This window comes from Gemmatimonadota bacterium (assembly GCA_026702745.1).
GTDB lineage: Bacteria > JAAXHH01 > JAAXHH01 > JAAXHH01 > JAAXHH01 > JAAXHH01.
On sequence record JAPPBT010000102.1, the window covers coordinates 140,893 to 166,554 of the forward strand.

At 60.7% G+C, this 25,662-nt stretch carries 23 protein-coding genes; 13 read left to right on the forward strand and 10 right to left on the reverse strand.

Annotation, left to right across the window (positions count from 1 at the left end; translation table 11 throughout):
* From OXH56_16900 to OXH56_16925, 6 genes are all read left to right on the forward strand, one after another.
* A complete protein-coding gene (locus tag OXH56_16900) occupies positions 1 to 1,440 on the forward strand; it encodes a hypothetical protein (GenBank protein MCY3556990.1) in 1,440 nt (479 codons plus the stop codon).
* Positions 1,441 to 1,453: 13 nt separating this feature from the next.
* A complete protein-coding gene (locus OXH56_16905; GenBank protein ID MCY3556991.1) occupies positions 1,454 to 2,824 on the forward strand; it encodes an aminotransferase class III-fold pyridoxal phosphate-dependent enzyme in 1,371 nt (456 codons plus the stop codon).
* Between the two features lie 59 nt (positions 2,825 to 2,883).
* Complete coding sequence (locus tag OXH56_16910; GenBank protein MCY3556992.1) at positions 2,884 to 4,029, forward strand: PmoA family protein; 1,146 nt, start codon at positions 2,884 to 2,886, stop codon at positions 4,027 to 4,029.
* 336 nt (positions 4,030 to 4,365) lie between these two features.
* Positions 4,366 to 4,530 (forward strand): hypothetical protein, encoded by a 165-nt coding sequence (locus OXH56_16915; GenBank protein ID MCY3556993.1) that lies wholly within the window; start codon positions 4,366 to 4,368, stop codon positions 4,528 to 4,530.
* Positions 4,531 to 4,756: 226 nt separating this feature from the next.
* Entirely contained in the window at positions 4,757 to 5,761 is a 1,005-nt protein-coding gene (locus tag OXH56_16920; protein ID MCY3556994.1) for a MoxR family ATPase, read from the forward strand.
* 70 nt (positions 5,762 to 5,831) lie between these two features.
* The gene (locus tag OXH56_16925) at positions 5,832 to 6,731 is read left to right on the forward strand and encodes a DUF58 domain-containing protein (GenBank protein MCY3556995.1); all 900 of its coding nucleotides are present in this window, start codon (positions 5,832 to 5,834) and stop codon (positions 6,729 to 6,731) included.
* Between the two features lie 84 nt (positions 6,732 to 6,815).
* Here OXH56_16925 and ugpC read toward each other — a convergent pair whose 3' ends face one another.
* Positions 6,816 to 7,916 (reverse strand): sn-glycerol-3-phosphate ABC transporter ATP-binding protein UgpC, encoded by a 1,101-nt coding sequence (gene ugpC / locus OXH56_16930; protein ID MCY3556996.1) that lies wholly within the window; start codon positions 7,914 to 7,916, stop codon positions 6,816 to 6,818.
* Between the two features lie 233 nt (positions 7,917 to 8,149).
* On the opposite strand from ugpC, the gene OXH56_16935 reads away from it, so the two are divergent.
* The 5 genes from OXH56_16935 (at position 8,150) to OXH56_16955 (ending at position 13,703) form a co-directional block, all read left to right on the forward strand.
* Positions 8,150 to 9,097, forward strand: coding sequence for an ornithine cyclodeaminase family protein (locus OXH56_16935; protein ID MCY3556997.1), 948 nt, complete (start codon positions 8,150 to 8,152; stop codon positions 9,095 to 9,097).
* A gap of 45 nt (positions 9,098 to 9,142) precedes the next feature.
* Entirely contained in the window at positions 9,143 to 10,321 is a 1,179-nt protein-coding gene (locus OXH56_16940) for an aminotransferase class I/II-fold pyridoxal phosphate-dependent enzyme (protein MCY3556998.1), read from the forward strand.
* Between the two features lie 18 nt (positions 10,322 to 10,339).
* Positions 10,340 to 11,491: an aminotransferase class V-fold PLP-dependent enzyme gene (locus tag OXH56_16945; GenBank protein MCY3556999.1), complete on the forward strand. Its 1,152-nt coding sequence runs from the start codon at positions 10,340 to 10,342 to the stop codon at positions 11,489 to 11,491.
* A 101-nt stretch (positions 11,492 to 11,592) separates the two neighbouring features.
* Positions 11,593 to 13,053 (forward strand): hypothetical protein, encoded by a 1,461-nt coding sequence (locus OXH56_16950; protein ID MCY3557000.1) that lies wholly within the window; start codon positions 11,593 to 11,595, stop codon positions 13,051 to 13,053.
* A gap of 434 nt (positions 13,054 to 13,487) precedes the next feature.
* Complete coding sequence (locus OXH56_16955; GenBank protein ID MCY3557001.1) at positions 13,488 to 13,703, forward strand: transposase; 216 nt, start codon at positions 13,488 to 13,490, stop codon at positions 13,701 to 13,703.
* 944 nt (positions 13,704 to 14,647) lie between these two features.
* Here the strand turns inward: OXH56_16955 and OXH56_16960 are convergent.
* Positions 14,648 to 15,271 (reverse strand): hypothetical protein, encoded by a 624-nt coding sequence (locus tag OXH56_16960; GenBank protein MCY3557002.1) that lies wholly within the window; start codon positions 15,269 to 15,271, stop codon positions 14,648 to 14,650.
* A gap of 292 nt (positions 15,272 to 15,563) precedes the next feature.
* On the opposite strand from OXH56_16960, the gene OXH56_16965 reads away from it, so the two are divergent.
* Complete coding sequence (locus tag OXH56_16965) at positions 15,564 to 16,442, forward strand: IS1595 family transposase (GenBank protein MCY3557003.1); 879 nt, start codon at positions 15,564 to 15,566, stop codon at positions 16,440 to 16,442.
* On the opposite strand, the gene OXH56_16970 is transcribed toward OXH56_16965, so the two are convergent.
* Positions 16,439 to 17,023 (reverse strand): DNA methyltransferase, encoded by a 585-nt coding sequence (locus OXH56_16970; protein ID MCY3557004.1) that lies wholly within the window; start codon positions 17,021 to 17,023, stop codon positions 16,439 to 16,441. The two genes, OXH56_16965 and OXH56_16970, sit on opposite strands and share 4 nt — an antisense overlap.
* A complete protein-coding gene (locus OXH56_16975; GenBank protein MCY3557005.1) occupies positions 16,957 to 17,772 on the reverse strand; it encodes a site-specific DNA-methyltransferase in 816 nt (271 codons plus the stop codon). Before OXH56_16975 ends, OXH56_16970 begins: the two co-directional genes overlap by 67 nt.
* A gap of 169 nt (positions 17,773 to 17,941) precedes the next feature.
* Here OXH56_16975 and OXH56_16980 point away from each other — a divergent pair, with 169 nt between their 5' ends.
* Positions 17,942 to 18,280: a type II toxin-antitoxin system HicB family antitoxin gene (locus OXH56_16980; protein MCY3557006.1), complete on the forward strand. Its 339-nt coding sequence runs from the start codon at positions 17,942 to 17,944 to the stop codon at positions 18,278 to 18,280.
* A gap of 45 nt (positions 18,281 to 18,325) precedes the next feature.
* Here OXH56_16980 and OXH56_16985 read toward each other — a convergent pair whose 3' ends face one another.
* The 6 genes from OXH56_16985 to OXH56_17010 form a co-directional block, all read right to left on the reverse strand.
* Positions 18,326 to 19,720, reverse strand: a complete 1,395-nt coding sequence (locus tag OXH56_16985; protein MCY3557007.1) for a lysine 2,3-aminomutase — start codon at positions 19,718 to 19,720, stop codon at positions 18,326 to 18,328.
* A 689-nt stretch (positions 19,721 to 20,409) separates the two neighbouring features.
* Positions 20,410 to 21,144 carry a nucleotidyltransferase family protein gene (locus OXH56_16990; protein ID MCY3557008.1) on the reverse strand — a complete coding sequence of 245 codons (735 nt, stop codon included), beginning with the start codon at positions 21,142 to 21,144 and terminating at the stop codon, positions 20,410 to 20,412.
* A 5-nt stretch (positions 21,145 to 21,149) separates the two neighbouring features.
* Positions 21,150 to 22,586: a phosphotransferase gene (locus tag OXH56_16995; protein MCY3557009.1), complete on the reverse strand. Its 1,437-nt coding sequence runs from the start codon at positions 22,584 to 22,586 to the stop codon at positions 21,150 to 21,152.
* 42 nt (positions 22,587 to 22,628) lie between these two features.
* The gene (locus tag OXH56_17000) at positions 22,629 to 23,480 is read right to left on the reverse strand and encodes an esterase-like activity of phytase family protein (GenBank protein ID MCY3557010.1); all 852 of its coding nucleotides are present in this window, start codon (positions 23,478 to 23,480) and stop codon (positions 22,629 to 22,631) included.
* 46 nt (positions 23,481 to 23,526) lie between these two features.
* Positions 23,527 to 25,206 (reverse strand): peptide ABC transporter substrate-binding protein, encoded by a 1,680-nt coding sequence (locus tag OXH56_17005; GenBank protein MCY3557011.1) that lies wholly within the window; start codon positions 25,204 to 25,206, stop codon positions 23,527 to 23,529.
* Positions 25,207 to 25,272: 66 nt separating this feature from the next.
* Positions 25,273 to 25,662, reverse strand: a 390-nt coding sequence (locus tag OXH56_17010; protein MCY3557012.1) for a molecular chaperone HtpG, incomplete at its 5' end; no start/stop codon positions are given.

Below are 25,662 nucleotides of genomic sequence, written 5' to 3' on the forward strand. Positions count from 1 at the left end.
ATGCCCGACCTCTACGCCGGCGCCGCCCGGCGCGTGATCAACCCTCCACTGGGTATCCGGACCTTCGGCTTCAGTTCGCGGGAAGGACTCGTCCAGTCGATCGGAAGCGATCTGACGGCCACGGCGCTGGTCCTATCAGACGGAAGGGCCAGGGTCGTGATCGTCGCGACGGACACGGGTTGGATGGATCTGCCCGTGGTGAACGCCCTGCGGGAGCGCATCGCCGAAGCAGTGGGAACCGCCTCCTCCCACGTCATGGTCAATCTCAATCATACCCACAGTTCGCCCGCCATGCCGGAGTGGTTCCCCGATGAACCCGGACAGATCGCGCTGCAGTCCCAGTACCAGGAGGATCTGTGCAGTTGGATCACAGAGGCGGCGCGGGAGGCCGACGAACGGAAGGTCCCGGCACGCATCGGCGCGGGGCGGGGTGATTGCCGCATCGGGGTATACCGCCGGGAGACCGATCCGGACGGCGAGATCTTCCTCGGCGAAGTACCCGGTCATCCTACCGACACGGCCGTGGGGGTCGTGCGCGTGGACGACCTGGAAGGCCGTCCCATCGCCACGTTGTTTTCCTACGGCTGCCACCCGGTGACCGTCGGACCCCGGTCCATGGTGTCTTCGCCGGATTTCCCGGGCGCGGCCAGGAACGTGGTCGAGCACGCTATGGGGGGACTCTCGCTCTTTCTCCAGGGATGCGGCGGGAACATCATGCCGCGGGGCGGCCTGAGCATGGAGGCCGACTGCAGGGACGAGAAAGACCGCATCGGGGCCACGCTGGGCGCTGAGGTCGTCAAGACCGCCGCGGCCATCCACACCCACCGGAAGCGCGGGGAGCGCCGGCAGATGGGATCGCTGTCCCGCATTTCCGTCTGGCCGTGGGAACCGGTAACCGGCGAGACGTGCACGTGCCTGGCCGCCGCGGACCAAACCCTTTCGCTCGGGTTCATCGACCTGCCGCCGCTCGACGAGGCCCGGGCCATCAGGGCGGAATGCCACGAGGCGAGGGCCAAAGTCCGCGCACGGGGCGGCGAGGTATGGGAGTTTCTCGTAACCACGAGATTCACGGACTGGAGCGACCGGCTCGTCGAAGCCGTCGAAACCGGCGGCGCCTCGATCGACGTCGTGGTCCAGGCCATACGGATCAACGATATCGTACTGGCCGCGAACAGCACGGAGACCTTTTTCGAAACCGGACTGGCGATCAAGGCCGGGTCGCCGTTCCCCCAGACCCTGGCCATGGGCTACACCAACGGATGCGTATGCTACCTGCCCAGGGCGGAGGATTTCCCGGCGGGCGGCTGGGACATCCATAAGCGCTGGTACGGCGTCCCCGACTTGCTGTTCCAGGCCTACAGCATGCCCGCGGCCATCCAACCCGATTCGGAGCGGCGGGTCGTCGACGCCACGCTGGCATTGATTGAAGGCTTGCGTTAAGCGAGGACTGCACATGGGTGATGTATCGCTCGAAGCGCACAGGAAGCCTCGCCCCAGGGCCGAGGAACTGTATGCGCGTGCGCTGGAATCGCTGGCCGGCGGGGTGGGTCACGACCTGCGCAGAGGCCATCCCTTGCCGCTGTACATTTCCCGTGCGGCAGGCTCACGAAAGTGGGACGAGGACGGCCGGGAATACATCGACTATGGCATGGGCAACGCTGCCCTGCTGCTGGGGCACGCGCCGCCGGAAGTGTGCCGGGCCATGGGCGACGCCCTCGATCTGGGTTTTCATTTCGGCAACGACCATCCGATGCAGCTGGAATGGGCCGAACTGATCCAGAAGCTGGTCCCCTGCGCGGAACGCATGCGCTTCGTGAACTCGGGATCCGAGGGCAGCATGCTCGCGCTCCGCGTTGCCCGAGCCTTCACCGGCAAGACCAGGGTGCTGCGCTTCGAGGGACACTTCAGCGGATGGCACGACGGTGTGGGCAAAGGGGCCATGATCCCCTTCGACGAACCCGTCTCGGCGGGCATCCCTCCGGCCGTCCTCGATACGATCGAAGTCATTCCGGCGGACTTAGGCCGCGTCGCCGAAGTGCTGGAGAAAGACCGGGACATCGCCGCCGTAATGCTGGAGCCGTCCGGTGCGTCCTGGGGTACCGGCCCCCTGACCGTGGCCTTCAACGAGGGGCTTCGCGATCTGACCCGGGACCACGGCGTACTCCTGGTCTACGACGAGGTCATTACGGGATTCCGCTACGCGCCGGGCGGCTACCAGGAATACGCCGGGATCACGCCGGACCTGAGCTTCCACGGCAAGATCGTGGCCGGCGGCATGCCCGGTGGTGTGCTCGCGGGCCGCGCCGAAATCATGGAAGTGTTCGACTACACCGGCGACGCCCACCGGGACCGATACGAACGGGTGCATCACCTGGGGACCTTCAACGCCAACCCGGTCTCCACCGCCGCCGGCATCGCCACTTTGAAGCGCGTAGCCACCGGCCTGCCCCAGGAGCGGGCAAACCGGCTGGCCGAGCAGTTGCGCCAGGGCATGGACGGTATGCTCAGCGAGGAAGGCGTGGCCGGTTACGTCTACGGCGACGCGTCCATCTTCCACGTATACCTGGAGGCCTTTCCGGGAAGTGGCACCTCCGACCGTGAAAGACTGGTCTCCCACGACGTGAACGTCCTTAAAGGGATCCCCGCTCCGGTGGTCTCCGCCTTCCAGAAGATGCTGCTCGCGCGTGGCATCGACCTGGTCTCCTACACGGGAGGCGTCACCTCATCCGCCCACACCGAAGAGGATATCGCGTTGACGCTGGACGCCTTCGGAGACGTCATACGGGCCCTGGTCCGCGAGCGCGTGATCGCGACACTCAAGTAATATAGCCAGTGCGTGCAAGACGGTTTATCTCATCAACTAAACCAGGAGCGATTGGTCACATGGAACTCACCCTGACTTCACCGCGGTCCAGAGCGGCACAACTGGCTGCCATCCCGGCCCCTGACGGATGTGACGCGCAGGTGCTTCGTCTGACCGGGAGCGGCGGTTCGAATCTTCTGGCCGAACGGGATCCCCTGTCCGCCATATATCACGCTATCCTGCCGTCCATGGAGTCAGGCGAGGTGGCAACCTGGAATGCGACCGCTGTCGATGACCAGGCGCCCCGCTGCGGCATCGAACATGCATGCCGTGAAGACCGGGTGGAAGTGTCACTGGGCGGTGCGCCGTTCATGACCTTCCACCACGGTGCCGGGTATCCCAAACCCTTCATCAATCCCATCCTCACGCCGGGCGGCGTCAACATGCTGAGGGAGCCCATGCCGGCTTACAGCGAAGGGGAGCACCCATGGCAGCGGGGACTCACCCTGATGCAGGGCGCCATCAACGGCGTGGATTGCTGGGGTGAATTCGACCGGCCCGGGTTCGGGCGTACCGCCCAGGATGAAATGTCCATCCACCGGGGACCCCTTTCGCTCACGATCGCCACGGGCAACACCTGGTACGAGGCAGACCGGCCCCTCATGTCCGACCGTCGGTGGTACCGTCTCTTCGACACCGGCCGCGACGCCGTGATACTGGATGTGCTCTTCACGCTCATCACCGACCACGGTCCCGTGACGATCGGGTCCACGAAGGAGGGCGGGTTCCTCAGCATCCGCGTCAATCCCACCATGAACGCGTCGGGCGACGGCCGGATGCGCAACGCCTACGGCGCGGACGACGAGACCGGTTGCTGGTCCCGTCGGGCACATTGGATGGGCTACTGCGGCCCGGTAGGTGACGAGACGGGCGAGACCAGACCGACCGGCGAGACCGGGTCGACCAGGCAGACCGCAGGCTTCGCCGTGTTCGACCACCCGGACAACCTCCGCTATCCCACGGCCTGGCACGTGAGAGGCTATGGCCTGTTCGCCGCGAACTGCTGGATGGTCTGGGACGACCACCACTGCGAAGCGGATACGGAAACAACCTTCCGGTGGCGCGTCATCATACACACCGGCGATACGCACGAAGCGGCCATCGCGGACCGTTTCCTGGATTACGTGGACGGACCGCGTGCGAAGTGGGATCAGCCTGAGGCTTGACGGGACACCAGATTCGGTGATCCCAGCTCGGTATCTGAAGACTCAAAAACTTCTGCTGTGCACGAGAATTCCACCATGGCGCCGACTAATCCTGTGAGAGGCACGTTCTTGACCCCATTAGAATAGCGCACACAGGAGGCGTCCATGTTGACTCACGGTGATTTAAACAAGAGGTTTGAGGCCTTTGAGCAAAACACGACCGAAAGGTCCAATAAGTTTGAGCAAGACGTGGTCAACAAATTCAACTTCTTTGCTATAGAAGTAACGAGGAAGATCAGCACACTGAACGAGTGCGTTGACCGGAGGTTCGAAGCTGTAGACCGGAGGTTCGACGCCGTGGAACAGCGACTCGACGCCGTGGAACAGCGACTCGACGCCGTGGAACAGCGACTCAACGCCGTGGAACAGCGACTCGACGCCGTGGAACAGCGACTGGAACGGATTGAAACGGACGTGGCGGAGATCAAGGACCTCCTGGTCAAAGTACTGGCGAAGTTGTAGTTCGAGTCGATCTGGACAGCACAAAAGGAGACCCCGCCTGCCGCTTAAACTCCTTGAAAGCACTTCCAATCTTCCTGTATCTTGACAGGCCGTATCTTCACAGCATCGGTGCGCTTACAGGCCTGGACTCCGAGGGCTGTGGGATTGGGCCGGACACTGGATATGGACATTGGATACTTATTTCGCGCGGCGATAGAAACGGATTCGTTTTTCGAGGGATGGACCTATGAGTGAAGAACAGCAGCACGACGATCTGAAAATTGTAGAGGAACTCAAAGAAGCGGGCGAAAATATACGGACAGAGATTGCCAAGGTCATCATTGGTCAGCAGGACGTGATCCAACAACTGCTGACCGTCCTCCTTGCTAACGGCCACGCCCTGCTGATCGGCGTTCCGGGGCTGGCCAAGACGCTGCTGATCAACACGCTTTCCAGGACGCTCGATCTCAAGTTCAGCCGTATACAGTTCACGCCGGACCTGATGCCGTCCGACATCACGGGAACAGAAATCCTGGAAGAAGACCGGACGACCGGTCACCGGGAGTTCAAGTTCATCCGCGGACCGATTTTCGCGAACGTGATCCTGGCCGACGAGGTCAACCGTACGCCGCCCAAGACCCAGGCGGCCCTTCTGCAGGCGATGCAGGAACACGAAGTGACGGCCGCGGGCGAGTCTATGAAGCTCGACGAACCGTTTTTCGTCCTGGCGACGCAAAACCCCATCGAGCAGGAAGGCACCTATCCGCTGCCCGAGGCCCAGTTGGACCGCTTCATGTTCAGTATTTACATGGATTATCCGTCCCGGACTGAAGAGATCGAAATCGCCCGGAGCACGACGAGCGTTCAGGAAGCCGAGCCGGGACATATCCTGACGGGGACCGACGTGAAGAAACTGCAGCAGCTGATTCGTAGAGTGCCCGTGGCGGACCATGTGGTCGAGTACGCCGTCTCACTGGCGCGCATGACCCGTCCGAACGAACCGGACGCCCCGCCTTTCATCCGCGACAGGGTCAGTTGGGGCGCCGGACCACGGGCTTCCCAGTATCTGATCCTGGGCGCAAAGGCCCGGTCGGTGCTTATGGGAAACTATACGCCCACGCCGGAAGACGTGCGCGCCCTGGCGCTGCCCGTGCTGAGGCACCGCATCGTGACCAATTTCAACGCCGACGCAGACGGGGTCACCGCCGATGACATCATCACGCAACTGATGGATGAAACCAAAAGCGCCTGATCCTGACGAAGGGCGCCTGATCCTTCTGCAGGCTTGACAGCACGCTCGGCAGCCTGCTCGACCGCACACCATGAACTCGACCGAATACCGCAAATACCTCGATCCGATGACCGTGTCCCGGCTTGCCCGGCTGGATCTCAAGGCGCGGCTGGTCGTGGAAGGGTTCATCGCCGGGCTGCACAGCAGTCCCTACCACGGGTTCAGCGTCGAATACGCGGAACACCGGCAGTACATGCCGGGAGATCCCATCAAGCACATCGACTGGAAGGTCTTCGCCAAGTCAGACCGGTTCTACATCAAGGAATACGAAGAAGAAACCAATCTGAAGTCCTATATCTTCCTGGACGTCAGCGCGTCGATGGAATTCGTGTCTACGGGGATCAGCAAGCTGGAGTACGGGAGATACCTGGCGGCCGCGCTCACCTACCTCATGCTGAGCCAGCAGGACTCCGTGGGCCTGGTGCTGTACGACGAGCGGATCAGGCAATACGTTCCCCCGCGATCGGTCCGCAACCACCTGCACATCATTCTGCAGCGGCTGCACGCCGCGGTGTCCGGATCCGGAACGCGAAGCCGGGCGACTTTTCACTCCCTGGCGGAACGGATCAAGCGGCGTGGGCTGATCATCATCATATCCGATCTGTTCGACGAACCCGGGGACATCGTCGACAGCATCCGGCATTTCCGCCATCGAAAACATGAAGTGATCGTGTTTCGCCTGCTGGATCCCGCCGAGAAGGATTTCGAATTCCGCCATCCCGCCCGTTTCCGCGACATGGAGACCGGGGAAGAGGTGTATACCCACCCGCACGTGATCCGTGAAGCCTACCTGGGGGACCTTAAGGAACAGGACGAACTGTACACCCGCGTCTGCCGGGAGAACGCCGCGGACTACCTCAGCCTAGATACCGGCACGCCATTCGACCAGGCCTTGCTGACCTTCCTCGCCAAACGCGCCCACCTGGGCTGACAGCTCCCACCCGGGTTGACACCCGCGCCCACCTGGGCTGACCCGCGCCCTCCAAGGTTGAAGTCCGCGCCCGTCGCACGCCGGTCAGACGATCGCCACTTCGTCTTCCCGTGAGAAGAAGTGGGCCCTGGCCATGTTCACCAGGAGCGGCAGTTCCGTATTTATGGCGGGGTCTACGAAGGCGTCCACCCTGGCGATGAACGGATACCGGCCGGTCGTCATGTAGAGAAAAGTCTCGCTTCCCATGGGTTCCACCACCTCGACGGTCGCCTTGATCTGACGGGCATCCTTCCAGTCCTTGTTCGCATCCACGGAAGTGATGTCCTCCGGACGGATGCCGAAAGTGACCTCCCGGTCCCGCCAGGGCGCCAGGGCCTCCTGCATCCCGTCCGGAACGGGAAGCCGGAGGCTGCCTTCGTCGAAGGCCGCGTGCCCGTTGTCGAATACGACCCTGCCCTCCAGGAAGTTCATGCCCGGACTGCCGATGAAGCCCGCGACGAACCGGTTCGCCGGTTTCTCGTAAAGCTCGAGAGGCGCGGCGACCTGCTGCACCTCGCCGTCTTTCATTACGGCGATCCGGTCGCCCATGGTCATGGCTTCGACCTGGTCGTGGGTAACGTAGACGATGGTCGCTTCGAGGCTGTTGTGGAGCTTGCTGATCTCCGTCCGCATCTGCACGCGCAGCTTGGCGTCCAGATTCGAGAGGGGCTCGTCAAAGAGGAACACCTTGGGCTTGCGCACGATGGCGCGGCCCACGGCCACGCGCTGACGCTCGCCGCCCGACAGCGCCTTCGGCTTGCGGGCGAGGAGATGGCCGATGCCCAGGATGCCGGCGGTCTCGTTGACCCGCGCTTCGATCTCGGCGCGGGGATACTTGCGCAGCTTGAGCCCGAAGGCCATGTTCTCGTAGACCGTCATGTGGGGGTACAGCGCGTAGTTCTGGAACACCATGGCGATGTCCCGGTCCTTCGGCGGGACGTCGTTCACCCGTTTCCCGTCGATGTGGATCTCGCCGGAAGTCACTTCCTCCAGTCCGGCGATCATGCGGAGCGTGGTGGACTTGCCACAGCCCGAGGGGCCGACGAGGACCACGAACTCCCTGTCCCTGATCTCCAGGTTTACGTTACGGACCACGGTGTTCTTATCGAACTGCTTGTCCACGTTCTTCAGGACTACATCCGCCATGAAGCACTCCTTAAGGGACTCTCCGGCTGGTCGGTGAGACTCCCGTATTGTGTGACACGCCGGGGTTTTTGTCAATACAATATCCCTGGCTGCCAGACTCCGGTATCCGCGCGGTTTTATTTGACTTTGCCCCGTTAAAATGTTATTTTGTCTGCTCATTTTTAGAATCAATCCACTTGCTGTTGCGCCGTGCGCAAACCCCAGATAACCGGACTGCCGGGAGGAGTCTTACCATGCCGCTCATCGTCGAGCTGGACCGCATCAAGGAAGCCGTAGAGGGCATCGATGTCATTCAGGATATAGAAGACGGTTTCGTCGCCTATTCGCAGGGGAAGGTGCAGGTGCCGCCGGTCGGCGAGATGCACTTCGAGGATCCTCCCGGCAACGTGCACATCAAGTACGGCGCGATCAATGACGACGACTACTACGTCATCAAGCTGGCCTCCGGGTTCAACGACAACCCGACGGTCGGTCTGCCCCGCGTCCAGGGCATGATGCTGATCTTCAACCAGCGGACGGGCCAGCCCGTGGCCTTTCTGCTCGACCAGGGCTACCTCACCAACGTGCGCACGGCCGCCATGGGGCCAGTCGTGGCCAGGGCCCTCGCGCCAAAGAACGTGAGCCGCATCGGCGTATTCGGCACAGGTCTCCAGGCGCGCATGCAGGTCGAGTACCTCAAGGGCGTCGTCGACTGCACGGACTTGATCGCCTGGGGCCGTTCCGCCGAGAGCAAGGCCGCCTACAAGAACGAAATGGAAGCCCAGGGTTACACCGTAGAGATCACGGACGACGCCGGCGCCGTGGCGGCGACGAGCAACCTCATCATCATGTCCACGCCGTCCCTGTCACCGCTGCTTACCGCCGACCAGGTGCGTCCAGGTACGCACATCACCGCCATGGGTTCCGACACGCCGGACAAGATCGAACTCGATCCGGGCGTCCTCGCGAAGGCCGACGTGGTCGTGGCGGACAGCATTCCGCAATGCAGGCTGCGCGGCGAGATCGCGCAGGCGATGAAGGCGGGCGCCATTACCGAGGACAAGGTGGTCGAGCTCGGAAACGTGATCCAGGATCCGTCCCTGGGCCGCACTTCCGACGATCAGATCTCGATCGCCGATTCGACGGGTGTCGCCGTGCAGGACATCCAGATATCCAAAGCCGTCTATCACGCCGTAAAGTAGCAGTGCGGGTAGGCTGACCAGCGCAACGAACCAAGGAGCAATCACATGGCAGCGGCCTTCCAGCCTTTCGAACTGGAACGCATCATGTCGGACTGGGAGCAGGTCGTGGAGTACAACCTGTCCGAGAGCGGCGCACACCCAGTTAGAGTCAGAGAACTGATCGAACACGATCCGGGCATTCTGGACCGTATGCTGGATACCGAGCTGGGCTACGGATACGCGAATGGCTCGCCGGAACTGAGGGAGGCCATCGCCCAGTACTACCCCGGCGCGACCGCCGAGAACGTCCTGGTGACCATCGGGTGCATCGAGGCCAATTTCATAACGTTCCAGACGTTGCTGGAAGGTGGCGGCGAGGTGGCGGTCCAGGTGCCCTGCTACCTACAGAGCTGGGGACTCGCGCACAACCTGGGCGCCGTCCGGCGCACGTTCCGCCTCGATCCCGACCGCGACTGGGCGCTCGATACGGACAGCCTTGAAGCCGCCGTCTCGGACGAAACCAAACTGATCTCCATCTGCAATCCGAACAACCCGTCCGGACAGATCCTGACGGAAGCCGAAATGGATGCCGTCGTCCGTGTGGCCGAAGGCAGTGGCGCCTACCTGCTCGCGGACGAGATCTACGCCGGGTCCGAACGGGAACGCGAGGAAGTCTCGCCCACCTTCTACGGCAAGTACGACCGGGTCATCTCGGCGGGCAGCATGTCCAAGTCCTTCGCCATGCCCGGCCTGCGGATCGGCTGGCTCGTCGGTCCCCAAGACCTGATCAAAAAGCTCTGGATGCGCCACGAGTACCTGACGCTGAGCACGGCCAAGCTGTCCAACCACTTCCTCGCGCCGCTGGCGCTGCGCCCGGACGTGCGGAAGGCCATTTTCGAGCGGACGCGGGGATATATACGGCGTGGATGGGACAACTACCAGACCTGGATTGGCGACAACGCGGACATCCTGAGTCTCGTGCCGCCCCAGGCGACGGCCATTTCCTTCGTCCGGTACAACCTGAAGACCGACTCCGCGACGCTCGTGAACCGGCTGATCCAGGAGAAGTCCGTACTCATCGGGCCCGGAGACTACTTCGGCGTGCCCAACCATCTCCGCATCAGCTACGGCCTGCCGCCCGACTACCTGAACGAGGGGCTGCGCCGTATCTCGAGCCTGCTCCGCCAGGTCGCCGAGGAAGAGGCCGCCGGATCCGAGAACGAGCGCGGTGCGGCCGCCGGCTGACCACGGGGAGGGCCCGCCATGCCATCGTCCCTCGATCCGCTGGTACCGGTCGACGAGTTCCCTGTAGCGCAGACCTGCACGTACATCAACGCGGCTAACGTGACGCCCATGTACCGTCCGGCGGCCGCGGCGATCACCGATTGGTACCGGGACGTCGCCGAACACGGCAGCAACCACTTCGACGAAGAAGCCGAAGCCACGGTCTTCGACGAACTACACCGGCAGGCGGCCCGCCTGTTTAACGCGTCCCCGGCGGACATCGCCGCCGGTTCCAGCACCACGGAACTCCTGAGTTCCCTCGCCTGGGCGGTCATGCCCGGACCGGAGTCCAACGTCGTCAGCACCGACGTTTCCTTCCCCGCCTCGGTCTACCCCTGGCGGCGCGTCGCCAACCACACGGGCTGCGAGATCCGGCTGGCCCACGCGCGGGGAGATACCGTAGATCCTGATCGCGTCAGGGACCTCGTGGACGACAATACTGCGGTGGTGGCCCTGTCCCACGTGGAGTTCCGCAGTGGCCAGCGCTGGGACCTGGGCGCCTTCGCGGAAATCGCACACCGTCACGGCGCCCTGCTGGTCGTGGATGCCACGCAATCGGCCGGGGCGGTGCCCATCGACGCACCCGGGATGGGCGTGGACGCCGTGGCCGCCGGCGCGTACAAGTGGCTGTGCGGACCCTTCGGCGTGGCCGTCATGTACCTCGCACCGCACCTGGCCACGCGTCTCGAGCCCGGCCTGGTGGGCTTTAGGAGTCAGAAGGATATCTGGGATATCCGTACCGATCCGCCCGACTACCCGGAGGACGCTTCCCGATTCGAGTTCAGCACCATGGCTTACGGGTTGGCCGGCGGGTTCGCGAAATCGATCGAGTTCCTCGTGGACACGGGTATCGATCGGATCTTCGCCCACAACCAGGTGCTGGCCGACCACCTTATCGACGGCCTGGCCGCGATCGGCGCCGAGGTCACCTCTCCCCGGGATCCGAACGAACGGTCGGCCATCGTCACCGCCCGCTTCCCCGGCCGCCGGATGGACGACGTGGCACGGCACCTGAAGCAGTCCGGTGTCATGGTCGCCCTGCGCGGCCCCGTGATCCGCTTCTCGCCCCACCTGTACAACCGGATGGCCGACGTGGAACGGGCGCTTGATGTGATCTCCGGCATGCCCTGACTCCGCCGACTGTCCAAGCGCGGGTACCGACATCGGAAGCGCATTCCGGCTCGTCCACAATCGGCCAGTCAGGGCGAGCCTCGATCCGAAAAAGACCAACCATGTACAAGTTCCAGTGGTACCAGTCGATCTACGACAGCTTCCCCGGAATCGTCGAGGAGGCACGACGCTACGGCGAGGAAATCGGCACGCTGAAGCTGAAGCAGGACATCGGCCTGTACGCTGGCAGCTCGGCCAGGCCGGGCAACCTGCCCGACTACGTACTCGACGCGATCGTGGAAGCCAACCGGGGCGGCAAGACCTACCCGGTCCGGGTGATCGAAGACGAACTCCGTGAAGTCGTCAAGGACGTCTATGGCGACGAGTACGACGCGGTGGCCGCCAATACCTGCGAATCGCTGCTGCGGCTCACGCTCGAGACCCTGTGCGCGCCACCCTCCATGCGCCACGGCGACATTTACCGCGGTCGAGTACTCATGCCCTACGGAGAGGACTACGAATGGATCGGCGGATACGGCCGGGCCTTCCCGCCGCGGTACAAGAACCTCCTCGTGGACCGGACCATCGCCGGCGGCGAGCTGGGCATCGAGAACAAGAGCCTGGCGAACCTCGAGACCCTTTACATCCGCATGGCCGGCGCGAAGTACGATCCCCACGGAATCCGGTACAATCCCACCTCGCTGCTCACCGCGGTCGACGTGGACGGTACCATCGAAAACGTGAAGAAAGCCGCCGAGCGAAACGCTTCGCTGCTCACGGGCATCGCCACGGTGGGATACGACACGCCCAGCTACGGGCTCGGTGCGCAGGACGAGAAAGGCGCGCCGGTCTTATTGAAGAAACTCGCCGATGTGGCCCGGGACTACGACGTTCCATACATTGTCGACACCGGCGGCTCGATTCCCATCGTCGGCATGGACCCGCGGGACATCGGCTGCGACATCATCACCTACAGCATGGACAAGCCGGGCCGCGCGCCCGCGTCGGGACTATTGATCGGCAAAGAGGAGATCATCAACCCGATCCGCAAGGGCATGGGCCTCGGCGGCCAGCGCTACGGCGAGCTGTCCTCCCACGGAAAGGCGGTCTATACCTTCAGCGATCCGGGCCGGGACACCCTGGTGGGCCTGACCGCCTACCTGAAGGTCCTGCGCGACCGGCCCCGCCTGGTCACCGACCCCATAGACCGGTTCCACGAAATCATCGTGGAGGAATTCGCGCAGATGAAGCCCGCGCGCTTCCGCGACGACCTGATCTTCACGAAGACCTATCAACTGGGCGGCACCGAGCTCAACTACGAACGCACGTGGAAAGACGGCGCCTTCGGCATCCCGATCTTCAACCTCGAAGACCTTTGGGCCAACACCAATCCCATCGTGCTCGCCCAGGAGCACATGGGCGTCGAACCGGCCACGATCTACAGCGGGAAGATGTTCCTCGGCCCCGGTTTAGGAACCCTCGACCAGGAGGGGAACCTGATCGAGGAATACGCGATCCTCGGCGCGAAGACCCTGGTCAAGGCCGTGGAAATCGTGTGCCGGCATGCGGGGCTGGGGGACTGACGGAACGCTGCGATAATGAGTTTTAGGCTTGGCGGGCGGGAATAAACGGTGTGCATTGAGGGTAGATAAAGAGATAAACCCTTTCCCGTAAGGAGTTACACTGTGATTCTCTTCGAAGTTTTTAGACGCTTCCCTGATCAACAAGCCTGTACCGACCATTTCGAGGCCATCCGCTTCCGTGGCGGGGCCTACTGCCCATTGTGCAGTTCGGTCGAAAACGTCCGGCGTAAGAAGGAAACAACCTTTTCGGTCGTTGGAACTGCCACGATTGCAAGAAGTCGTTTAACGTGCTTTCCGGTACGGTCATACAAGTGACGCACATACCCCTGCAAAAGTGGTTTCTCACCATCGCCCATATCGTCAAAATCAAGAAAAGCCTATCCAGTTATCAACTCGCCCGGGATCTCGAATTGACGCAATCGACCGCGTAGTACATGCAACAACGCATCCGGGCGGCTATAGCCTCCGATCAGGCCGAACTGCTGGCGGGAGTCATCGAAGCGGACGAGATGTGGCTGGGTGGGAATCCCCGGAAGAAGAACAAGTGCGGCCACGAGTCGTCGAAACTCACGGGGAAGGGCGGATCGAGCGGCACCGACAGAACGCCGATCGTCGGCGCGGCCGAGCGAGACGACAACGAGGTCGCCTAGGCTGGCGACGACCTGTTGGGCAAGTGCGTGTTGAACTTCATCCGGTCAGTTACGGGCCCAAAGGCACAGTTCCTCGTCACCTACGTATACAAGCCGTAGCGCGCCGTTCTCGAAATCCTGCCGCATTTGTTACCAATCATCACCGAGAGTACGTGAACAGCCCGATCCATACGAACACGATTGAAGGCTTTTGGTCGCTGTTCAAACGGGCGTGGTTCGGAAGCCATCGCCATTACGCGCAGGGGTATACGCTGTTGTACGTTGCCGAGGCGCATGGGAAGTACGACCACCGCAGAGACGGCCGACCGTGGGATACATTTATGTACGCGCTGTTCGGGTAGGGTTCTATATGTTGTAGGTTTATCTAAACGTACGTCGAGGCAGGTTTAAAACATCTTGACAAAACAGGGTTAACAACCATACTATTCAAAGTGGAAGCAAAAAAAGCGTCCCGGTGTGGTGAGCACCGAGACGCTGATAGAATTAACCTGCAGGGCCGCAGACAGCCGTGAGGTATACCTCTATATAACCCCGCTTCCCCTCACAGTCAACATTTTTTTTGCGACCCTGATTACTATGGAGGGCCGTATAGTGTCAAGAATCCGCCGGATTCAGACACGGACGATACGGATCCCCACTCGTGTAAGGGTCACGCGTACCTGCACGGTGCGGACCGTCGTCCGTATGCCGCGACGGGTCAGACTGTACTAGCCCTGACCCGTCACACTGTAACCCGCTGTGCCGCCGTTGCACGCGGCGGCACAGCATAACCGCCACCAAGGGAGGTGGACGGCGTGGCGAAATGTACAAAGCGGAAAACATCCTGTCCAGCTCGAAAACCGGTCAAGGTGAAACCGCATTGCCGCCGTCGGCCTAGAAGATAGGTCGACATACGTTCGTGAGCAATCCCGGTTGGCCGTACTGGTCAACCGGGGTTCTTGTGTTTACCCCTCGTCCAATACCTGAACGATCCTCCCGCTCTCGCCCGTCACTTCGACGAGTACGAACTTCCGCAGACGCCCCCCGAAGGCATTTTTAGCTGTGTATTCCATGCGGACGATGAACGTATCCGGCCAATTCGTTCCCCGCATGGTCTTTGTTTCCAGATGCTCGAAACTTCCTGGATCGTTCAGCGTCTTTTTGACGGCCTCAACCAGCACTCTATGACTGCCGTCCCACGAGCTGAATTGCGCGTCAACCTTCTCTTGGATTGCGGCCTCTCGCTCCGCCTTTTGCCGCTGTGACCGTTCATGGTCTTGGAGCATGGCTTTTGACTTGGCGTTTATCAGAAGTTCAACACGTCCGTCGTTCGCTTCAAATGATGCGTCTATTTCCTCGTCCATCATTTCTCCCGCCCGTTCCCGTCCATGCTCGGAAATCCACCCCGCGTACCTGTCTGTCGTAATGTCTTCCTCGGTTTTAACTGACTCGACCTTCGGTGGGGCGTCCGTCTCCGCCGACTTTTCGGATTCCGGGTTGGAACAAAGGGCAACCAGAACGGACAACGCAATCAATCCTCCGAAACCGATAGCTACAATTTTGAGGGTTTTCTTGAGAATGCGGAGCATGACAGGCCTCCATTGGGAGAGTCTGCCGGCAACCTGAATTGGCCCCGGGCAGTGTCAACTCTCTATGCAAAGAGGGTCCTTGCCTATTCGCCATTTGGCTGTTGTATTTAGCAATCCACCCGGATTGGGTGGTTGCATGGAGAAGTTGAAAACACAAATATACGGGGACTTCGGCAGGTGTACAGCTTAAATCTTACGCAATTATAAGTTTTGTACTTGACAGGCAACACGCCATGATGTATATTGATGGGTAGATAAGGACACAAACCCTGATACCCTAAGGAGATACATCATGGACATCTTTGAAGTAACATCCCGATTCCCGACGCAACAGGCCTGTATCGACCATATCGAGGCCATAAGGTTCAAAAACGGACCCTTCTGCCCCCTGTGCGGATCGGTTGAAAACGTCCGCCGTTCCAACCTGAAAAGCCGTGTCGGTCGTTGGAATTGCCATGACTGCAAATCGTCCTTTAACGTGTTAAGCGGTACGTTCATGCAGGGTACGCAAGTGCCCCTGCCCAAGTGGTTCGCCGCTATCGCCATTATGGTCAATGCGAAAAAGAGCGTATCCAGTCCGCAACTGGCAAGGGACTTGCACCTGACCCAGCCTACCGCCCTGTTCATGCAAAAGCGCATCCGGGCGGCTATGGCATCCGATCATGCACCCCTGCTGTCCGGCATCATCGAGGCCGATGAAACGTACATAGGCGGCAAGCCCAAGAAGTCGAACAAGAAATCGGACGATAAGCCGAACAAGCGAGGACGCGGCACCAAGAAAACGCCCGTGATCGGCGCGGTCGAGCGCGACGGCAAGGTCATTGCCAAAGTAGCGGATGACCTGACAGGAAACGGCATATTGAACTTCCTGAAAAACGCGGTCAACATGGGCGAAAGCATACTGTACACGGACGAGTATCCGGCGTACAACGTGATCCACAACTACATGCCCCATGAAGTGATCAATCACAGTATCGAATATTCGCATGACGGCGTGAATACCAACACGATTGAAGGCTTTTGGAGCCTGTTGAAACGGGCGTGGTATGGTACTCATCATCACTACACGCCCCGCTTCATGAATCAGTATGTGGCCGAAGCCAGCTGGAAGTTCAACCATCGTGAAGACGCAAAGCCGTGGGATACGTTCATGAATACGGCGTTTGCCTAACTGGCAAGTTTTGTAATCAGGTATTCCATGCCCCTATTGCCCTTGATCGTATTGCAATTGTGGCAAAGCAATTGCAGGTTGTCGATATGATCCGTACCACCGACTGAACGGGCGATAATATGATCTACGTCCAAGTGTCGGGGTTCAAAATGTGTTTCACACCCCGCACAATCCCCGCCCTGAACGCCATATAAACGCTCCCTGTTGGCTTTGCAATTGTACTTGGGCAGTTTACCCGTATCCGTCCGTTTGGGCACGTCAAGGCGTTGATTTAGGGAATAGAACAACCCCCCCCCGTCCTCTATGCGTTGTTTAACCAGGTCGTAGGCTTTTGAAGACAAGTCTATACCAACCCATTCCCGTTGTAGATTGTTGGCCGCTACGCACGCCGTAGCACATCCGCAAAACGGATCCAACACAACGTCCCCTTCGTTGCTACTGGCCTGTATAATGCGAGTAAGCAACGCAAGCGGCTTTTGAGTAGGATAGCCCGTCCGTTCTTTTGTTGGGCCGACTATTTGCTTGATCTCCCAAATATCACGCATGGGAACGCCTTTTGATTTCTCCCCAGTAGCACGGATTCTTTTCTTGCCCGATTCTTCATCGAAAAAAGTAACGATCTTATCCCCCCCTTGATTCGCTTCTTGGTTTCTTCACTTAGGGGATCGAACAACTGATTCCACACGACATCATCGGTTTTTGAATACCGAAGGACTACATCGTGCATCCTCTGAAAATTCCGTTGCTTGGACGGCCAACGTTTGTACGCCCACACGATTTCGTTACGGAAGTTTTTCTTCCCGAAAATACTATCCATGAGTAACTTCAAATAGTGGGACATGGTGGGATCGCAATGCAGGTAAATTGTGCCTGTTTCTTTCAATACTCGATGCATTTCGAGCAAACGCACGGCCATGTAGATCAGATAGGACTTATCACTGTTAGACATGGCGGCATGAATAACACGATTTAGTTGAGAATGCTTAGTCTCAAGCAGGTTAAGCCATGCCACGTCTATGTCGTTCAAACTCCACGTGTCCTTGAAAGCCGCGCCGGCCGCCTTACTGCCGATGGGAGCAGAATAATCGTGTTTGGAATTGAACGGCGGATCGAGGTAGATAAGATCGACCGACTCGGAATTCATGCCGCGCATGATAGGCAAATTATCCCCGGTCCACATGGTCTGATTGACCCAGTTGGGCGTTCCCATATCGTCCCCTTTCGATAGACAGGGGCCTGTCGGGTAGCGAACCAGACAAGCCCCATTTCCCGCGTGTTTGTTGATACGTGGGAATGTACGGATCGCCTGCTGGGTGTCAAGTAGCAACATGCGTGTAGTGTCGTCAAGGAATAAGTACAAAACTTATAATTGCGAAATCTTATTAGTGCGTGGAACGGTTATTGCTGTCGAAAGTTCTCGCTAATGATATTAAAATGTGATATCGTTTAGCATGAACAGACGTCAGCGAAAAATCCTCTCCCAAAGGCGGAAGTCGACCATGAAACCGATGCGCTACAGGGGATATCCAGCACGTATCGAATACAGCGACGAGGATGGGTGTTTCGTAGGCCGCGTGGCTGGTATTCGAGATATCATCACGTTTCACGGAGAAAGCGTCGGTGAAGTTCGCGAGGCTTTTGAAAAGGCGGTTGAGTTCTACCTGGAAAGCTGTGACGAACGGGGCGAGACTCCGAACAAACCTTATTCCGGGAAACTCTTATTGCGTATTGATCCTGAAATCCACGCAGCGGTAGCCGAGGCGGCCGATGTCGACGGCGTGAGTATTAATCAGTGGGCTGGTGAAAAGCTGTCAGAGGCTGTTGTTCGAAAACACTGATTCCTGAAAGTTCGTCGGGTACCGCACCATAACCTGTACCGCACGTCATTCCCACCCCACGCCTTCCAGCACCAGCGATTCCATTTCATCCCACTGGCCGGAGGGCTGGTCCTCCTCGCACAACTGCGCCAGCTCCTTCTCGAAAAAGAACGTCTCTTCGCCGAAGGCCGGCTCGAGGTCGTCCAGCCAGATGGCTTCTTCGTCGTACCTGGCGAAAAACGGCCGCAGGACCCAGTCGGGATTGCGTCCCTGCAGGAACCGGAGGGCGATGATCTTCTCCCCGTGGACCTCGCTGATGCCCAGTACGTGGACCTTGCCGGGATGGGCCGACATGCTGGGTCCGCGCACGGTCCGGCAGATTCCGCTTACCTGCTGATAGGCGTTCTGGAAGATCTCCCAGGACCGTACCATCGGCACGGCGAAGAAATGCTGCACGCCGGTGTCCCGCACCATGAACATGTAGTACGGCACCATCCCCAGGTCCACCTGCCTGCGCCACATGGCCGCCCACGTGTCCGGGTCGTCGTTGATATTCCTCAGGATGGGCGACTGCGTGTACACTTTCGCTCCTGTACCGCGAATCCGGCTGACCGCCTTTGACACCACGTCGGGCTGGAGTTCGGCGGGATGGCTGCTGTGGGCCATGACCGCCAGGTGCTTGCCGGCGCGGGTGACCCGTTCGAACAGCGCCATGACGTCGTCCGCATCCGGGTCCGTGAGGTACTTGTGGGGCCAGTAGGCCAGCGATTTCGTCCCGATCCGGATCGTGTGCAGATTGGGGAGATCAGCCTTCAGCAACGCATCGATATACACGCTAAGGTTCTTTGCCCGCATGACCATGGGATCGCCGCCCGTGAAAAGCACGTCGGTGACCTGGGGATTGTCTTCGAGGTACCTGATGAGGCTTTCGACCTCGCGGCTGGCGAACTTCAGTTCATCGATGCCCACGAACTGGGGCCAGCGGAAGCAGAAGGTACAGTAGGCGTGGCAGGTCTGGCCCTGGGACGGGAAGAACAGGACCGTTTCCCGGTACTTGTGCTGCATGCCGTCCAGTTTCTCGTTGTCCTCCCTGGGGACGTTGTGCTCGAGTTGACCCGCGGGCTGTGGATTCAGATTCCATCGGATCCGGTTCACGGTCCGCTCCATTTCCGCTTCACTCGCCTCTTTTTTCACCAGGGCCGCCACCTCGTCGAAGTGGTCCGGCGACAGCATTTCCCGCTGCGGGAAAGTGAGCTGGTACATGGGATCGTCGGGGATATTCTCCCATTGGATCAGGTGCTCCACCACGTGGGAATTGGTCCGGAACGGCAGAACCCGCGCCACGACTTCCATTTCGAACTTCAGGTCGTCCGGGAGTCTGTCGATCTGCGGTATTTTCCTGTAGTTCCTGAGATCGTATATCCGAAACCTGGGGGTCTTGCCGTTCATGCTTCTGATCATTGTACCTTCCTTACTGATAACTGAGATCCGGCGCCTGGAAATCGGAACCACCCCGCATGCTCCTCGCAACTCGACTCGCTCTCTGGTAGCGACGGGTCGGGCGTCGGATCCGTTCATTGCGGCGCGGACCCATGTGTGACGTCGCGGACTCACATAGGGCGTCGGACCCACGAAGGGCGGCTCGGCCCCTGAAGTTCGATCCGCGCGGGGCGGAGAGAAAGGCTGCGACTGGATTGGAATCCAGGCGGCTTCAAGCAGGGATGCCCGTGCATCCACGAACCGCCATCGCCCCGGGTGGTACGAACAAGAAGGCCGTCCGGACCGTGAATAGAGAGAAAGCCGTTCCGCGAGAACTATCGGAGACGCTCAACTAGAGACGCTCAACTAGAGACGTTCTATGAGCGCGAATCCCAAGGGATAAGTCTTTGTCGCGCAATTACCCGCTGTCGCCGGTTATGTGGGAGACAATTTTCGGCGGGGGCAACAACCGCGATAGAGCAGGCTACGCAGACACTGCCTCGCGCCGCGGGAGGACGATACGTCCACTAAAAAACCTCCTTTGGGTGAGGGCGTGTTTAGAGGAAGATAGGTACAGTTTCAAGGTAACCGAAGGCGCACCGCGCTTCAAGTCTTTTCGAGCGATGGCGCAAGCCTGGACGTTGCGCACCGGTGCTTTCCTGGAGAACGTTCTAACTGAAGTCCGCGAACCAGTCCGTCCCGAACAGCCGCTCCGCCGACGCGATGCGGTCCACGCTGCCGAGATCCGCCCACCGGGCTTCTTCAGCCCGAAAGGCCTGAACGGTCTCGCCCGTGCGCGCCAGATCCAGAAAGAAGTCGATGATCGAAAAGGGGCCGGAATCGGTCATCTTGCTCAGCGCTGCCGGTGACATGACGTAGACGCCCATGAAGGGCAGGGGGGTGACGGGATCCGCCATCGTTCGAACCTTGCGCGTCTCTCCCGTGATTCCCGAACGCCAACCACATAGCCGTCCCGCCTCGTCAAAAAGCAGGTGACGAGAACTCTTCCTTCCCTTCACGGTCAGGGTGACCAGGGCGCCCGACGCTGAATGGGCATCCGCCAGGCACCTGAGATCCAGATCGGTCAGCACGTCCACGTTGTGCACCAGAAACGGCTCCTCGCGGTCGAAGAACCACGCGGCCTTGCGCACACCGCCGCCCGTGTCCATGATCTCCTCCTCCACGGAAACGGTCAGCGAAACGCCGGGATCATCGTACGCGGCCGCGAAGGCCTCGATCTGTTCCGCGAAATGGTGGGCATTGATGATGATGTCGGTGAAACCATGGCGGGCAAGCCGCGCGATCACCCAGTATAGCATGGGTCTGCCGGCCACCTCTACCAGGGCTTTGGGCCGGGTGTCGGTGAGAGGCCGCAGCCGGGTGCCCAGGCCCGCCGCAAGGATCATGGCCTTCACGAATCCTCCTGCTCCCGGTGCCTCAGCCGGACCACGACCCCCTGCCGGTCCGCCAGGTGGGCCGCCAGCCGCTCCGCGAAGTATACCGAGCGGTGCTGGCCGCCCGTGCACCCGAAGGCGACGGTCAGGTCCGTGAACCCGCGGCGAAGGTGGTGTTCGACCGCCCGCTCGACCATGGTCTGCGCATCCCCCAGGAAGGACCGCGCCTCCTCGAGCTCGTCCAGGAAGGCCGCCACCGGCGCGTCCTTTCCCGTCAGGTCCGCGTATTCCGGAATGCGGCCGGGATTCTTCACGATCCGGCAGTCGAAGACGAACCCGCCGCCGTTTCCGCTCGGATCCCGGGGCAGGCCGAGGTGATAGGAAAAACTCCAGAGGTGGACGGTCAGTCCTTTTTCGGAATCCTCGCCCATTAGCCGAAGCGCCGGATCGTCGACGATGCGCGACCAGGCCCGGTCCAGTTCAGGCAGGTTGACCGGGAGGTCGGCCCGCGCCAACAGCCCCTCGAGGTTACGGACGCCGTGGGAGATGCTGGTGAGGAAGTGGGACTTGCCTTCGTACAGGCCGCGGTACCCGTAAGCGCCCAGCGCCTGCATGAGACGGACCAGGGCGTAACCGTAATAGTACGCCAGGAACGCATCCCGGCGAAGGGGGGCGTACTCGCCGGCCGCTGTGACATAGTAATCCAGGAGTTCGTCCCGGATCTTCCACGGGATGTCGGCTTTTGCATCCTGCAGGAGAGACGCCACGTCGTACTGTAGCGCGCCCTGCCGCCCGCCCTGGTAGTCGATGTAGTGCGGGCGGCCCTCATGCCACATGATGTTGCGGGACTGGAAGTCGCGGTAGAGGAAGTAACGGGTATCCGCTTCCAGGAGGAAGGCCGTGAACCGCTCGAAATCATTTTCGAGAGCCTGCTCGTCGAAATCGACAGGTACGAGTTTGAGGAAGTGGTACTTGAAATAATTCAGGTCCCACCGGATGGACTGGGCGTCGAACCGGCTCCTGGGGTAGCAGACCGAGAAGTCCAGGTCCGCCGCCGCGGTGACCTGGAAATGGGGCAGATCGTCGAGTACCTGCCTGTACGTCGCAACCATTTGATCAGAGAAAGCGCCTTCCTCCGCGCGGGCGGCGGCCACCCGGTCGAACAGGGTTTCATCCCCAAGGTCCTGCTGCAGGTAAACGCCCTGTTCCAGGTCCTCGGCGTAGATCTCGGGCACGGGCAGGCTGTGGCGGCGGAAGTGGCGGGACAGCGCAAGGAAGGCGACGTTCTCGCGCCAGTCGGTATTTGCCGCGCCGACGACGGTGCGTCCTTCGTCCGCCAGCCGGTAGTATCGCCGCCTCGAGCCGTCCGCGCCCAGGGCGGCAATGCGCGCCGGCGCGCGGCCGAACGTGCGGCGGAAGAGACTGGCCAGTCTGTCCTGGGCATCACGATTCATGACCGCCGTTTCCTTTACCGGGCAAGCGCAACCGGCGGGATTTCACCCGGGCCGCTTCATAATCAGGAGCAAGGGTCTGTGATCGGTGGGATACATCCGGCGCGCGTCGTTGTTGTTGTCGAGGATGACGTAGACCCGGTCGCGGTCCATGGCGAGCCCCTCCGCCGTTTTTGCGCCGAACTGTTCGTGCTGATAGAGGTATTCCGGGTCGTTGACGATATGGGCGAAGGACCAAATCGTCGAGGGACTGTCCACGTCCAGATACCGGATGGTCTTCCGAATGGTCGCGGTGCTTCGCTGCAGGATGTATACGTTTTCGAGTTCCCGGTGCAGGCCCGTGTAACTTTCCGTCGATCCATGATTGGCGATCTCCACGATCCGCTGCACGGGGGCCATGTCGACTTCGATCAGGCCGCTGGGCTCCCGCTCCGCCGTGACCAGAAACCGGTCTCGGGCCATCAGCGTAATGCCCTCGAGATACCCGCCGCGCGTCTGGAAGAGCCCCGCCGAAGCACCCACTTTCCTGAGACTCGTGGTGACCCAGGACACCTTCTTCCCGTCCGCATCGACCTTCAGAATGGCGAACGCCCCTTCGCTGGCGAGATAGAAGGTTCCGTCGTCATCGCGGGTGATGCCCTCCAGGTCCAGCCTGAACACTCCGAAGGGTTTGGGCGCGTCGAACCGGATATGCGGTACGAATACCGCGACATCCTCCCGGAGCTCGATCCGGAAAATGGTGTCGTCGTGCTTGTCGGAAACGGTGTACAGCGTGTCGTTATGGACGAAGAGCCCCGATGGCTGGTTGGATTCGGGTCCTTCCACGGGGAGGACGCTGATGGCTTCCAGGATAATCGGGTTTTCCTGGGCTGCGGCCGGCCCGGGAGTCCAAAACAAGGCCGAAGCGCATAGGGCGAGTGGCGCGAGCAGGAGGCGAAAACCCCTACTCCCCATCTTCCACCTCGGCGATGTATAACTTGTGCCAGCGGAATGAACCCACGGTGCCGTCGTCGTTTACGGCATAGCCCTTCAGCCAGGGTTTCCGGAGCTGCAGGCCCATCTTGTGATAGAGGAAAGCGCCGGGATAGTCCGCCACGTGGACGGCCGAGGCTTCACGGTACAGGCCTTGCCGGATCTCCGGATTCAGTTCGGCCGCGGCCGCATCCACGAGGCGGTCGAAGTCGGGATTGTGCCAATCCTGCCGGCCGTGGCCCCGGGGCTGGGAGTGCCAGATCATGTCCAGTATGTTGCGGGGGTCGAGGAAATCGGCGCCGAAGGCGATCAGCCCGAGGTTCATGTTCCACTCGTACAGATGGTCCATGTAGGTGTGCAGGTCGGCCGTCCGGATGTCCACGTCGACGCCGAGATGCTCTTTCAGCATGCTCTGTATCGCCACGCCGATCAGGCGGTCGGAGGGCGTGGGGGCCCTGAGCCACAGCTCCTGGCGGGGGAATCCCTGTCCACCCGGATATCCGGCCTCGCGCATCAGTTGCCGTGCCCGTTCGGGATCGAAGCCCTGCACCGCGGCGTGCGTATCGCCCTCGAATTCCCTGAAGCCGGGCGGGATCATGGAATAGGCCGGCACGGCCCCTCCCCGTAGGATGATGTTGCAGATATTGTCGCGGTCCATCACCCGCGTAAAGGCTTCCCGGACGCGAATGTCGTCGAAGGGCGGCAACTGCGTCCTGAAGAAGAGATACCAGGTATTCAGTCCGTGAAAGCGCACGAGATCCTGCTTCAGATCGGGATCACGCTCGATGCGTTCAAGGTCGTTCACATCAACATTCTCCATGTCGACCTCGTCGCTCTCGTAGGGAAGGATGGTGGCTGCGGCCGCGTTGCGAAAAGGGTGTATCACCTTCTCAAGGAAGGGCTTGTGAGGGCCGTTGTAGTAAGGATTGGGAACAAGCGTCATGTGGCTGCCGTTGACCCACTCCGTGACCATGAAGCCGGAATTCGTGATGATGTTCTGCGGTTCGGTCCACTTGCGGCCGTATTTGTCCACGAGCCGCTTCGGCACCGGCATGGCGTCGCCGAAAGAAACGATATGGGGCAGGTAGGGGGCCCGCTTCTCCGTCTCGATGACCAGGGTCGTATCGTCCACGGCCCGGATGCCCAGGGACTCAAGATCCTTGTTCTCCCCCTTGACGATCGCTTCGGCGTTTTTGATGTCGTAATAGAAGAAGGCGTAGATGTTGGTGGATTCGGGATCGAGCATCCGGCGGTAGGAATACACGAAGTCGTGGGCCGTCAGCGGTGAACCGTCGCTCCAGCGCATCCCGGACCTGAGATTGAAGGTCCAGACTATCCCGTCATCCGAGCCCCAGCTGTGCGCGGCGCCCGGGATCGGGTTCCAGTGCTCGTCCTTGAACAGCAAGGCTTCGAAGGGCAGGATCGTCTGCTCGGTGTCGTAAGGTTCGATGCTGGGGTCCAGGCTCTTGGGCTCCGGACTCATGGACCGCAGCACCTGGCGGGAGGCGTCCACGGCGTCGTCCGGGAGGACCACGCCGATCGAGTTGACGCGGCCACCTTCCGTGGCGGTCCCCGGCTGTTCCCCGCCGCGTTCACTTTCGCCGCAGGAGACCATCGCGAGCATCGATGCCAGGAGAACCAAATATCGCATAGTGGTGTGCTAACCGGTCGATGTGGCTGATTGTGAGACGGCCTGAATTCAGGTTCCTGGTGCGCCCTAGATCCGGATCAGTTCCTTGACCAGCAGGTCGTTGATCCGGCTCGCGAACCCCACGGGATCGTCGAGCTTGGATCCCTCGGCCACCACGGCCTGCTCGTACAGCAGGCGGCCGATGGATTCGACGCGTGCGTCTTCGCCGTCGCTGTCGTGGAGCTTCTGCAGGCCCTGGACCACGGGATGTCCGGCGTTGAGTTCCAGGATGCGTTTGGAGCTCTGGCCGCCGCCCTCGCCCATGCGTTGCATGAGCCGTTCCATGTGGGCGCTCATGGCGCCCTCGTCGGCCACCAGGCAGGAGGCGCTGTCCTTGAGGCGCGTGGACAGCCGGATGTCCTGTACCTCCGGGATCTTGCCCTTCAAGGAATCGATCTGGGCCTTGATGGTCTTGTT